This is a genomic window from Microbacterium sp. (genome assembly GCF_052099035.1).
In the GTDB taxonomy this organism is placed as follows: domain Bacteria; phylum Actinomycetota; class Actinomycetes; order Actinomycetales; family Microbacteriaceae; genus Microbacterium.
Map to the genome: position 1 here is coordinate 1 of NZ_JBQDSX010000073.1, position 12,324 is coordinate 12,324.

The window sequence follows — 12,324 nt, forward strand, 5'->3', positions numbered from 1 at the left end:
CTTAAAGGTGTCGACGTACTTGACCAGGAACAGCGCCTTCAGCAGTCGGTTGGCGAGGATCGTGACCTCAGAGCCCGGGTCGGGCAGATGCCTCTCGGCCTGAAGGATGGCGCTCTGGGCGGCCGACTTCAGCGCGGCGCTGATACCCGCGAACATCTGGTCGAAGGTCGCGAGGTAGCCCACCTGTTCGGTGCCGATGCGCTTGGCGACCTCCTGGACCACGCCGAGCATCGAGCGCTCACCGACCGAGCTGTTCTTGCCCTCGAACATGTTGTGATCAGACAAGCCCTCGATCGCCGCCTGAAACAGAGGGATCTGGTACGTCACGAACGGATACGTGCTGATGAATCGACCACCATCGACGTAGTTGCGGTACGTCTTCGCGCCGTCGACGAAGTCGAAGATCGTCTTGAAGTTCGCACCCTCCTTGGCGTGGATGGTCATCAGTTCGGCAGCGCCCGCATCGTTCTTCTCCAGCAGACGCTTGCTGATGACCTCTTCGACATCCTGGCTGGTCAGCTTCACCTTGGCGCTGAACCGGGCCTGGATCTTGGAGAAGTCGTTGCCCTGCTGCCTGGTGCGGTCGCCGATGACCTTATCCATGTCCTCCTGTGAGGTGACGAAGACCCACGACTGCCCCTTGCATTTCGTGTTCAGGGACTCGGCGATCGTCTGGAGGTTGAGCATGAGCTTGACGTCGTCAGCGATGAACTGGCCGACCTCGTCGACGAAGAAGTTGAGCCGGAAGCCCGGTCCCTGCTTGTCGATCCACGCCTTGACCGAGGTGGCGAAGTCCTCGATCGACACGGCGTAGGACTTCTGGTACTGCGCAATGATCCCGGGGTTAGCCTCACCGTTGACCTCGGCGAACGCCTTGTCGATGTTGTGACCTTCCAGGGCGGTCTGCTCGCGCCCTTGCGACCAGTCGATTCCGGCGTGCCTGGCGAAGGCTGCCTTGAACGCCTCGTACTGGCCGCGCTTGTCGAGATCCTCCTCGAATCGGGCAACAGCGCCATCATTTCCGAAGTAGCCGCGGCTCTCGTCGAAGACCTTGACGAAGACCTTGAGCAGCGCGTCAGTCTGGTCCTTCGCGATCAGGGTCGCCTTCTGGTCGATGTTGAACAGCAGGCTCTTCGCCGGGATGGCCGCAGCCTTCTCCAGTGAAGCGATGAGCATCGCGTCATCGGTCTTGCTGAGGAAGGACTCGCTCACCTTCTCGCGGGCGAATGCCTGACCCTCCACGTCACCAAGCAGGTGGGCGAGCATCTTGAGCAGGTGGGACTTACCGGAGCCGAAGAATCCCGAGATCCACACGCCGTTGGCGTTCGTGTAGTTGGTGTACTCCTCCAGCAGTGGCGCCACGCCCTTCGCGGCGTCGTTGGTGAAGACGTACTCCTCGACCTCGATGCCCAGGTGGTCGACGTCGTCGGCCTTGACGACGCCCTCGATCGAGCGGGTGACGTCTTTGAGGAAGATCTCGTTGAGTTTCATCGGGTCATGCTTCCTGGTCGAGAATGCGCTTGGCGCGGTAGAAGGAGTCGTCTTTGAGTTGGCCAAACAGCACCAGTGCCGAGCCCTGCGTGGTCGACACCTCGTACCGTCCTGGGAAGAACATCAGCATCGGCTTGTGGGAGACGACCGTTTGAAGGTTGTTCAGCACCGTGTGCGAACGCACGAAAGGGAACACCTCGCCGATTCCGGTGAGGAAGAGGATCTGGAACGACTCGTCCGTGATGCGTTCCTTGATCGCCGGAGCCAGGTGCATCTGTGGGTCGAGCATGTTCTGAAGCATTTTTAGGAAGTCGGGCTTGTCCATCGTCGGCTCGGCGGTGAGGATGCGCTCCCACACGTTGCGCTCCTTGAGCAGCTCGACGCACAGGTCGTAGAGGTTGATCTCGAGGACCTTGATTCCCCGCTCGGTGTCGAGCTTGGTCTTGATGCGCTTCTTGGCCTGGGTGATATCGAGCGCCCAAGTTGGGTCGTAGTCGTAGATGAAGTGGGCGACCTCGTTGCCGAGACCCTCCATCTTCAGGAAGCGTTCGCTGCTGAGTACCCTGAACAGGTGCTCCTCTTGCTGAGCCAGTGTGGGCTTGGAGTTCAGGGGCATTAGGCCACCCTCGTCGGGAAGAAGCGGATGTCGCTCGGCGTGCGCTGGGTGAGGAGTTCGGCGACGCGGGCGGAGAGAAGCACGGGCTCGATAGTGCGCTGCGTGGTCAACAGCCCTGCCTGGACCATCATTTTGAACAGCACCTCTCGGAGCTTCTTGTATGTAGCGGCCGAGACGGCGTCGAGTTCGTCGTGCCACATGGCCTTGGTGCGGTAGAAGGAGTCGTAGTCCTCATAGGAGACGGTGCCCGCCAAGGTGAGAAAGCGCTCACGGAGTACCTCCTCGGCGAACTCGCCGATGAGGTCGTAGCGACGACACGCGGCTGCCCACATAAGGTGGCCGCCCTCAGAAGCGGTGATCTCGGTGAGGCTCTCAACCTCACGGTCGGAGAGTGCCGACATCCTCTTGACCGTCTCGCGCACGAGGCGTACGCCGGTTCTGTAGGTGCGCGCTTGCAGGAGGTTTCCTTCGACCGCAAGGTCACGCACCTTCACCCAGTCATGATGCTCGACATAGACCGGCGCCAAGAATGCGGCCTCGCGCTCCAGGAGGCCGCCGGTTGTGAACGACAGCGCGTAGCGCGGCGCGGCAGTCGAGTTGCGGCTGCTCACAGGACACCCCCTCTGGAAAATGGCAAGTTGATCAGCATACGTCGACCCTCCGACATCGCCGAGCAACCGTCACGTGTCGCCCTCGTCGTCCCGTGGCTCGGGGCTGCCCCGCCGCTGCGCACCCACTCATCGATCTCGCTGACCTGGAACTTCCAGAGCCGGCCGACGCGGTGGGCGGGCATCTTCTTCTCGGAGATCCAGTCGTAGACGGTGTCCTTCGTAATGCCCAGGTGGGCGGCAATCTCCTCAGCAGACAGCCAGGGCTCAGCCACGTCGATAGACCTCCGGATGGAGTGCGCGAAGTGCGCACATAGTCACCCTATCGGCGGTGAAACCCGTCGGATTTCCGCGACGCACCGAGCAACTCGGCGAGAACCGGTTTCACCCCCAGTTTCTGACTCGGGGGACGTCAGAGCCAATCAGATGCGGTACCGCAGCGGCAACGTCCACCGAGTTCGATCCCTGGGCCAGCCTCGTTGCGCCGCTGAGGGCTGCCGCTCGTTGTCGCTCGAGGATTCTCCGAGGCGATGCCGCCCTGCTATCACGGTTGGCGCGGATCCCCCGAGACGTGCGCTTCGTGTTCGAGGGCAGACATGACTCGCATGACCTCGCGAAGGAACGCCGACGGGTCGCCTCCACCGTAGATCTCCACGAGGCGGTCCAGCTCGGCCTTGTCTTCAGGCTCGATATCGATCTCGACGATCTCCGTAGGCATGCTGAACTCCTCTCGCGCGAATGCGTACGGCGTGACCGCTACCGTCGCGCATGATCCCATTGCGGGGAACACGAACGAGCAGAATCCGGGCACCAGCAAGCCACGCGACTGCCGCCTCGCCGCTCAAGTTGTCGGCCTGTCGAGTAGCTCGGCATCCCGGACGTCGGCCACGAACTGCGCAGCCCGACGGACCTGCCGCATCGTGATGCCGGTGTACTCGTCGGGGCGGATCACGAGGACCGCGGGGCTGAGCCCGGCTCGCTCCAGCGTGCGCATCAATGTGCTGCGGACCGCCATGTCGTCGAACCAGACGACTGCTCGGGCGCCGGATCTCTCCACCGCGTGCGTGACGGCTCTGGCACGCCATCCCGGCGCCCAATCATCATCGCCGTGCAAGTGTCGGCCGTCGAGCCGCCCACCCAGTCGCCTTTCGATCAGCGATTGCACCATGCCGGGACTCCAGCTCGTGACCCAGCCGACCTGCACATCCGGGGAGGTCGTGAGTTCGTGGAGCGCGGCGACCACCGGCTTCGCGACCGGCGTCGCCCACATCGGCTCACCAGACCCGTCTCGAGGCGGGAGCGGGCTGATCGTGCCATAGCTCCTCACCCACGACCTGAACTCGATGGACTCGGGTAGCGCGATTCCGTCAACGAGTCGAGATGCGTTCTACCGTCTGCCCGTTTCTGTTCCAACGATTGCGGAGCAGCGTGCGATCGCTGCGACGCTCGGCGCGCTCGACAACAAGATCGAGTCGAACCGGCGCGCTGTCGAGACGGCGCAAGAACTTCTGCGCGCGTTGTTCGAGTGCTGGTTCGTTGAGTATCAGCCTTGGGGCGGGGAAGCTCCCGCTTCGTGGCGTGTCGGCACGCTTCAGGAAGTTGTGAAGCTCGTCAAGAAGCCGACGAGAGCTGGCGCTCGGCCTGACCTCCCTTACGTTCCTATCGACTCCCTTCCCATGGGAACTCTTGGCCTGCACGAGTCGCGGCCCAGCGAACAGGCGAAGAGTAGCCTCTCGTTGTTCACGAAGAATGACATCCTTTTCGGCGCGATGCGCGTGTACTTTCATCGCGTCTCTCTCGCTCCATACGAAGGAATCACTCGAAACACCACGTTCGTGCTGCGCCCGAACTCACCGGAGTACCTCGCGTTCGCGCTTCTGCTGCTCGATCGCGACAGCACGATCGATTACGCGAGTGCCACTTCGAAGGGGTCCACGATGCCATACGCTGTCTGGGATGGGGCCCTCGCGGACATGCAAGCGACAATCCCGGACCTGGCAACCGCCGCTGCGTTCAACGATCATGTCGAGCCGCTTCTGACGCTCGTTCGCGACGGCTACAACGAATCCCGCCGCCTCGCTGCGCTCCGTGACGCGCTGCGCCCGGAGCTGCTCTCCGGGCGTGTCCGCGTGCCGGTCGAGGAGGGCGTGTGAGCGGCGGGATAGTTTGTCGTGTATCCATGTGCACAGGTAAATACTCGGTGTCCGCGTAACGGAGGGGTCCGGATGTCGCTGATGAACGAGGCGGTGCTCGAGGAGAGCGCGCTCGGCTGGTTTTCTGAGCTCGGGTTCCACACCCTCAACGCCGCCCACATCGCTCCGGGCGAGCCCGCCGCGGAACGAGTCTCGTTCCGGGAGACGGTGCTCGAGGGGCGCCTACGTGATGCGATCGCGCGGATCAATCCGGACGCGTCGGCCGAGATGGTCGACAGCGCGGTGAAGGAGGTTACGTCACCAAGTGCGCAGAGCCTGATCGACGAGAACCTTTGTAACCATCGGATCCTTGCCGACGGTGTCGGAGCTGAGTATCGCGACGCGGGCGGCGCTGTACGTACGCGCCTCATGCGAGTGATCGACTTTGAGCAGCCCGACAATAATGACTGGCTCGCGGCGAACCAGTTCACGATCGTCGAGAACAAGAACCGGTGGCCCGACCTGCTGGTGTTCGTGAACGGGCTGCCGCTGGCGCTGTTCGAGCTGAAGAACCCGATCGTTGAGAACGCGACGTTGCAGTCGGCGTGGAATCAGATCCAGACGTATCGGTCGGACATCCCGTCGGTGTTCCGCACGAACGTCGTCACGGTCATTTCGGACGGGATCGCCGCGGCGATGAGCAGCTTCACCGGAGCGTTCGAGCATTACGCGCCGTGGAAGTCGATCGATTCGCCGACGCCAGTGGATGGACTCGAGCTCGAGGTGCTGATTAAGGGCGTCTTCGAAAAAAAGCGGTTCCTGGACCTCGTACGGAACTTCGTCGTGTTTAGCAGCGAAACGATCAACGATGCGAAGACAGGGCAGGCCAAGCGCATCCTGGTCAAACGTGTGGCGAAGTATCACCAGTTCTGGGCCGTGAACGCTGCTGTCGAGTCGACCGTCCGCGCGTCGAGCCCGGACGGGGATCGTCGCGGTGGTGTCGTGTGGCATACGCAGGGGTCGGGTAAGAGCTTCGAGATGGTGTTCTACGCCGCGAAGATCATGCAGGACGCGCGGATGATGAACCCGACGCTCGTGTTCATCACCGACCGCAACGACCTGGACGATCAGCTGTTCACCGACACGTTCGCGCCGGCACACATCCTCCCCGAGATCCCTGTGCAAGCCGATTCCCGCGCCGACCTGCGGAAGCTCCTCACGCGCGCATCCGGCGGCATCGTGTTCACCACTCTGCACAAGTTCGCGCTCGGCGACGCTGGGGACACGAACCCGGTACTCACCGAGCGTCGCAATGTCGTCGTCATCGCCGACGAAGCGCACCGATCCCAGTACGGGCTGAAGAACCGCGTCGATGCACAGGGCCGCGTGAAGCCGGGCCTGGCGAAGAGCATGCGCGACGCCCTGCCCGGGGCGACGTCCCTCGGGTTCACGGGCACTCCGATCGATGTCGCCGACAAGTCCACACGCGCCGTGTTCGGTGACTACATCGACGTCTATGACCTCACCCGCGCCGTGCAGGACGGCGCGACGGTGAAAATCTACTACGAGGCTCGCGTCGCCCCGCTCGATATCTCTAGGGACGACCGTTCCGCGCTCGATGATCTCGTCGAGGAGATCATCGACGGCGTTGACGAGAACACCGGCAATGATGCGAAGTCGAAGTGGTCCCACATGGAGGCGATCGTCGGCGCCGAACCACGACTGGAGCGGATCGCGGACGATATCGACGAGCAATGGACGAGGCGGAAGACTGCCGCGTTCGGGAAGGCGATGATCGTCACAATGAGCCGCCGTATCGCGGTGCGACTGTATGACAAGCTCGTCGCTAAGCACTCCGACTGGCACGACCCGGACCCGAAGAAGGGGAAGATCAAGGTCATCATCACCGGGTCTGCCGCGAGCGAGCCGTGGGCGCAGCCGCACATCTACTCAAAAAAGGTGCGGCAGGAGCTGCAGGCCCGGGCGAAGGACCCGGTCGATCCGCTCGAGATCGTGATCGTGTGCGACATGTGGCTGACTGGGTTCGATGCGCCCGTAATGCACACAATGTACGTCGACAAATCAATGCGCGGCGCCGGCCTCATGCAGGCCATCGCGCGCGTGAATCGCCGGTTCCGCGACAAGGACGGTGGCCTCATCGTCGACTACATCGGTCTCTTGTCGAACCTCGAAGACGCCCTTGCGGTCTACTCTCCGTCCGACCGTGAGCAGGCGGGCGTCCCGATCGATGATGTGATCAACGTGATGCTCGAGAAGCACGACGTCATCCGTTCCCTCCTTCACAAGCACGAGTATGACTCCTCGCCGGATCTCACTGGCCCGGCACAGCTGCAGCAAATTGCGGGGATGGCGAACTTCGTGCTCGCCGACGATGACCGGGCGAAGCGGTTCCTTGACCAGGTACTCGCGCTCGTGAAGGCTCACGCGCTCGCTGGCGCGGATGACCGCGCACGCGCGATCGCGGACGATGTGCGCCTGTTCACCTCGGCACGGGTCGCGGTGTTGAAACTGCAGAACCCCGACTCGGGGCGCAGTGGGCAAGGTGGTCAGGATCTGGATACGTCGTTCACGCAGCTGATGAACGCCGCTGTCGCCGCTGACAAGGTCGTCGACATCTACGCGCGTGCGGGCATGAACTCGCAGGAACTGTCGCTGCTGTCGGACGAGTTCCTCGAGTCGCTGAAGCACACCGACCAGCCGAATCTGCAGGAGGCGCTGTTGAGGCGTCTGATGAACAATGAGATCCGATCGTTGCGCCGGTCGAACATCGTGCAGGCGAAGCGGTTCTCCGAGATGCTCGACGAAGCCCTCACCAAGTACACCAACCGCACCCTCTCGACTGCCGAGATCATCGCCGAGCTCGTGAAGATGGCAAAGGAAATGAAGGGCAAAACCAACCTCGCGAAGCGCGCTGAAGAGCTCGGTCTCCGTGTCGATGAGGTCGCGTTCTACGACGCGGTCGCAGAGAACGAGTCTGCGGTCCTCGAACTCGGCGACGAGACTCTGAAGAAGATTGTCCGCGAGCTAGTGACGAAGATCCGCAACTCGGTAACGATCGACTGGCGCAACAAGCAGTCCGTGCAGGCGCAGATGCGCTCGCAAATCAAGCGCATCCTGGCCCGCTACAAATACCCGCCGGACGCCCGAGACGAGGCAATCGAGCTCGTGATCGAACAGGCCGCGCTGCTCGCCGACGAAGTGGTGGCGGCATGAGCGTGCCCGTGCCGCGAGGCGAGCTTCCCTCGCATGACGTAGCGTTCCTCGACAGCGTCCGTCGCTGGGCCGAATATCGCGAACGAGAAGGGCACCAACCAACGAACCGTGACGCAAGTGACAAACCGGCGACGGCTCTCTACGCGTTCATGTCTAGGCAGCGGCTCCTGCACCAGCGGGGCGAGCTTTCTGACAGCCGCGTAGGAACGCTTGACGAATTTGCGCCCGGCTGGGAGGAGCGCCCTCTTGCGCGGTTCACGCCGAAGGCCGATCATGCTAAACGCGCGCAGGAGTTCGCCGCATTCGTCGAAGAGCACGGACGGTTCCCGCAGACACTCAGTGCTGACCCCGCGGAACGCTCTCTTCACGCTTGGCTCGCCAACACGCGCACAACAACCCAGAACGGAACTATCCACGCAGGAGTTGTCGCCATTGTCCACGCCCACCTCCCCGGTATCCTGTACCGTCGACGTGAACTATCAACCGGACGCAACGGGGCCGTGCCCTGGGAGAAACGCCTCGAGCAGCTCGCACGCTTCCTCTCCGACAACGCCGGACGATTCCCTACGCAGGGCACGGGACCGGGGGGGCTCATGCAGTGGGTGCGGTACCAGCGTTCGCGAGCTGAGGCAGGTCTCCTCGAGCTTGACCGGAGAGCAGCGCTCGACCGTGAGGCGCCGCACTGGGACGAGGACGATACTGGGCGACGTATCGCGGTGATCGGCCGCCGCCGCGAGAAGACAGGGGCGTTTCCCCGCTTGTCCGCAGAAGGCGTCGAGCGGTCCGACGCGCTGTGGATGCAACGTGCGCTCGATAATGACAACTCGGCGATCGCTCGTCGTCTTGATGAGGAATTGCCTGGCTGGCGCGATGCGAATCTCCGTGACTCTGATCCCCGCTTCGCGAGGTTTTGCGCTCGGGCCGATCGCATCGGTGAGTTCCGGTTGCTTTACGGCCACAACCCACGCGCCGAAGGGAAGGCAACCGAAGACGAGAGCCGGCTCGGGTACTGGCTCACACGGCAACGTCACCGATTGCGTGCGGGCGAGCTTGATACTGACCGCGTGTACTACCTCGATCTTCACGCTCCTGGGTGGGTTGACGCGCAGAACGTGACGGAGCCCGTCAAGAGCCTGCTGGCTACCAGCATCGAGACGCTCGCGAGCTTCTTCGCGACCGAACAGCGACTCCCCACGGGTAAAGGCACGGCTCCGCGCGAAGGTGCTGCATACAGCTCGCTCGAACATCTGCGTTCTTTGTCAGAAGGGTGGCGGCTGACAAGTGAAGACACCGATTCGATCAACCGGATCGCACCCGGTTGGAACGTTGACCCCATCGAGGACGTCGGTGTCAACGTTAGTTTGCTGCCTGAGAGCACGATTGACGCGATTTTCCTCCCCTTCGATGAGCTGGAAGAGGAGTGACGAATCCCTACCGCAGGCGTCGCGGCGGTAAGGCGCGGATCCGCGAGTGCGAGCGCGTCCGTGGCGGTTGGATATGCGTGCAATCCGGATCCCTACGACCACGGTCAGCGCCGGAAATATCTCATCGAGCGACGCCTGAGCGGGCCGTGCGTGGGTCGAGCACGTGACGCGTGTGCTCCGGTTACTTTTCAAATCACGCGACGACCGACGACTTCTGCTGCCGTCGCCGGGCGGCTGGAAACACTCGCCGCTACAACGAGACATCGAACGTCGCCAAGTCGCTGAGTTCGAAGCTGCGCACGTACGATCGTGACGTGCCATCGAAGGAGTTCGAGGCGCTCACGCGCGCCCACCGACCGTGGTCACGCATGCTCTGGGCCATGGTCGCGGTCGTCGGGTTGATCGCGATCGGTATCGGACTCGTTGAAGTGCGGGAGCCCGGCACGGTCGATCATCTTCTCGGACAGAGCTCCGAGCAGACGGCAGCGGTGACCGGCTTCGAGGAAGTGCCCTGGTGCGGCCGTAATCATCGTGATCGCTACACGATCGCCTGGGAGCAGGACGGCTTGGCCCGCACGGGCCAGATCCGCGTATGCGGCGAACCGTGGACGATCGGTGACCAGGTCAGGATCTGGGCCACCAGCGCCGGTGAGCCTTCCACGAGTTCGCCGCTCGCAATGCGAGTGGCCAGCGGGTCGCTCGTCATCGGGCTGGTCCTCGCCACCACCATGTTCTGGCGCAGTCGCCGCCGCGTGCGACGCGCCGCGGCCGCGGTTCTCGACAGCACATGGCAGCCGCGCACGTTCTCGACGACAGGGCGGCCAGGCGAGCCGAACTTCCGATTCCTCTCCCCGGATCCGCCGCGCAATCGCAGCCGCGATTGGCAGAGAATCATCTTCAGGGCGGATAGCGACGTCCGGACGGATGCGAACGTGCCGGGCACGCTGTTCATCGACGAGGTGAGGGGCGGGCGCCTCCGCGGGCTGTCACTTCATACGACCGACGACGGCGCCCGTGTGTGGCGCTGGCACGGCTGACGCGCCCGACGTCGGGCGCGTCAGCCGTTGCGGGCACGCAGCCGCCTCGTCGTGCGGCAATCGCGCGATACTCCACTCCCCACGATCACAACGCCCCGAGCACGCGCTCCGAATCGGCGTCGAGAGCGAGCGTCTTTAGCACTTCGAGAAGTTGGCGCTCCTCGTAGCGGAAGTGGCTCTCCATGATCGCGGTGATGCCCTCCAAGTGCAGGGAGAGGTCCTTGGGGTCGGCAGCTTCCGTGAGGGCGGACTGCAGCCCGCCGACAAGATGAGCGATCATCGAGTGGTCCTGTTCCAGGAAGCGCAGTGTGTCGCGTAGATGAGGGTAAGCGGCCGCGATCGCAGGGAACAGCTCGCGATCCTCTCCTTCGTGGTGCCCGATGAGTGCCGTGCAGAATCCGTGGCAGAACAAGAGCAGCTCGCGGCCCGCAGCCTCGGGAAACTGGCCGGACGCAGCGGCGTCCTGCGCCACTCGCAACGCCTTGCGCAGGCGATCGTGCACCTGACGCAGCTCCGCAGACCAGGCGACGAGCCTGGTCCGCTCGCCGGTCCCGGGCGGCCCGGACGCTGCTGCCCGGTGGTCAGCGCGAACAGCACGCGCATCCGGATGGTTGTTCCGGGACCCTGGCCCGGTGATGTCGCCCTCAGTCACGTGAGGGCGAAGGGGGCGACATAGACATGTCTTCCTCCTTCAGATCCCACGCCTCCATGCCTGACACGGTCTGCCACCGGCACGCGACGCTCCCCGCAGAATACACGGCCGCTGGCGCAGAACAACACCCATCGGAGCGAGACGTTCCCGTCGTCCAGGCCTTCATGTCGCACCGATCTCGAGGCGCGGCCATTCCTCGAGGTCGCTGAGCAGCCGCCGGTCGTGCGTCGCGACGACGACCGCTGCGCGGGTCGCGCCGAGCGCCTCGGTCAGCTCGTCGACGAGCGGGATCGACAGATGGTTCGTGGGCTCGTCGAGGATCAGCACGTCCGGGCGCTCGGCGAGGCGCAGCGCGAGGTCCAAGCGCCGTCGCTGACCCTGAGAGAGATCGCGCACTCGGGTCCCGACGGAGCCACCGGGCAGCAGCCCGAGGAATCCGAGGGAGGCGGTGTCGCGACCCGAGAGGATGCCTGACGAGCTCAGCCGACCGATGTGTTGCTCGAACACCTCGCCCGCCGTGCGCGACGCGTCGTCGACCTCGGTCTCCTGCGCGACGAGCACCACGCGCGCGCCGTTGCCGGTCCGCACGGACCCGGTCGTCGGCTCCAACCTTCCCGCTAGGGCGGCGAGCAGCGTCGATTTTCCCGCGCCGTTCGGCCCCGTCACGAGCAGGCGATCGCCCGCTGACAGGTCCAGGGTCACGGGGCGCGTCAACCGATTCTCGACGGTGACGTCGTCCGCGCGCAGCAGCACGCCGCGGCCAGGATTCAGGGTCGGGAAGGAGAACGCGAGCGGCGGGGCCGGGACTGCCACGCGGTGGGCCTCCAGTGCCCCCTGCGCTCGCGCGACCGCCTGCACGACGCCCGGCGCGCGGCTCTGGCGCTGGTGCTTGCCGGTGCCCTTCGGCGGACGCCATCCGGTCTGCAGGCGGTCGCGGGCGGACTGGGCGGCGGTGGCTAGGCGCGCGTGCTCGAGCTGCTGATCCGCATGCTCCTGCTCCCACCGCTCGCGCTCCGCGCGCCGCCCCTCCTGCCAGCCGGCGTACCCACCGCCGTAGCGGCGCGGCTGACGATCGCGCGACGGATCCAGGTCCAAGAACTCCTCGCACGTGTCGGCGAGCAGCGCGCGGT

At 64.1% G+C, this 12,324-nt stretch carries 12 protein-coding genes; 4 read left to right on the forward strand and 8 right to left on the reverse strand.

Features of this window, described 5'->3' with window-relative positions; translation table 11 throughout:
* From brxC to ACTIAO_RS15155, 6 genes are all read right to left on the reverse strand, one after another.
* Positions 1 to 1,491: BREX system P-loop protein BrxC (gene brxC / locus ACTIAO_RS15130; protein ID WP_441907011.1), on the reverse strand; the 1,491-nt coding region annotated here is incomplete at its 3' end.
* Positions 1,492 to 1,495: 4 nt separating this feature from the next.
* Entirely contained in the window at positions 1,496 to 2,107 is a 612-nt protein-coding gene (locus tag ACTIAO_RS15135; protein ID WP_029153783.1) for a DUF1788 domain-containing protein, read from the reverse strand.
* Positions 2,107 to 2,718 carry a DUF1819 family protein gene (locus ACTIAO_RS15140; protein WP_029153782.1) on the reverse strand — a complete coding sequence of 204 codons (612 nt, stop codon included), beginning with the start codon at positions 2,716 to 2,718 and terminating at the stop codon, positions 2,107 to 2,109. Before ACTIAO_RS15140 ends, ACTIAO_RS15135 begins: the two co-directional genes overlap by 1 nt.
* Positions 2,715 to 2,990 carry a helix-turn-helix domain-containing protein gene (locus tag ACTIAO_RS15145; RefSeq protein ID WP_425411296.1) on the reverse strand — a complete coding sequence of 92 codons (276 nt, stop codon included), beginning with the start codon at positions 2,988 to 2,990 and terminating at the stop codon, positions 2,715 to 2,717. The genes ACTIAO_RS15140 and ACTIAO_RS15145 overlap by 4 nt, the downstream gene beginning before the upstream one ends.
* A gap of 269 nt (positions 2,991 to 3,259) precedes the next feature.
* Positions 3,260 to 3,433 carry a hypothetical protein gene (locus ACTIAO_RS15150; protein ID WP_157560585.1) on the reverse strand — a complete coding sequence of 58 codons (174 nt, stop codon included), beginning with the start codon at positions 3,431 to 3,433 and terminating at the stop codon, positions 3,260 to 3,262.
* 123 nt (positions 3,434 to 3,556) lie between these two features.
* The gene (locus ACTIAO_RS15155) at positions 3,557 to 3,985 is read right to left on the reverse strand and encodes a hypothetical protein (RefSeq protein WP_029153780.1); all 429 of its coding nucleotides are present in this window, start codon (positions 3,983 to 3,985) and stop codon (positions 3,557 to 3,559) included.
* Between the two features lie 406 nt (positions 3,986 to 4,391).
* Between ACTIAO_RS15155 and ACTIAO_RS15160 the strand changes: the two genes are divergently transcribed.
* The 4 genes from ACTIAO_RS15160 (at position 4,392) to ACTIAO_RS15175 (ending at position 10,542) form a co-directional block, all read left to right on the forward strand.
* Positions 4,392 to 4,868 carry a restriction endonuclease subunit S gene (locus tag ACTIAO_RS15160; RefSeq protein ID WP_211219188.1) on the forward strand — a complete coding sequence of 159 codons (477 nt, stop codon included), beginning with the start codon at positions 4,392 to 4,394 and terminating at the stop codon, positions 4,866 to 4,868.
* Between the two features lie 72 nt (positions 4,869 to 4,940).
* Positions 4,941 to 8,081, forward strand: a complete 3,141-nt coding sequence (locus tag ACTIAO_RS15165; protein WP_029153778.1) for a type I restriction endonuclease subunit R — start codon at positions 4,941 to 4,943, stop codon at positions 8,079 to 8,081.
* Positions 8,082 to 8,797: 716 nt separating this feature from the next.
* Entirely contained in the window at positions 8,798 to 9,505 is a 708-nt protein-coding gene (locus tag ACTIAO_RS15170) for a helicase associated domain-containing protein (protein WP_441907012.1), read from the forward strand.
* A 314-nt stretch (positions 9,506 to 9,819) separates the two neighbouring features.
* Positions 9,820 to 10,542, forward strand: coding sequence for a hypothetical protein (locus ACTIAO_RS15175; protein WP_441907013.1), 723 nt, complete (start codon positions 9,820 to 9,822; stop codon positions 10,540 to 10,542).
* 85 nt (positions 10,543 to 10,627) lie between these two features.
* On the opposite strand, the gene ACTIAO_RS15180 is transcribed toward ACTIAO_RS15175, so the two are convergent.
* Together ACTIAO_RS15180 and ACTIAO_RS15185 are read right to left on the reverse strand one after the other, a co-directional pair.
* Positions 10,628 to 11,194 (reverse strand): hemerythrin domain-containing protein, encoded by a 567-nt coding sequence (locus ACTIAO_RS15180; protein WP_441907014.1) that lies wholly within the window; start codon positions 11,192 to 11,194, stop codon positions 10,628 to 10,630.
* A gap of 162 nt (positions 11,195 to 11,356) precedes the next feature.
* A partial coding sequence (locus ACTIAO_RS15185; RefSeq protein WP_441907015.1) for an ATP-binding cassette domain-containing protein occupies positions 11,357 to 12,324 on the reverse strand: 968 nt, incomplete at its 5' end.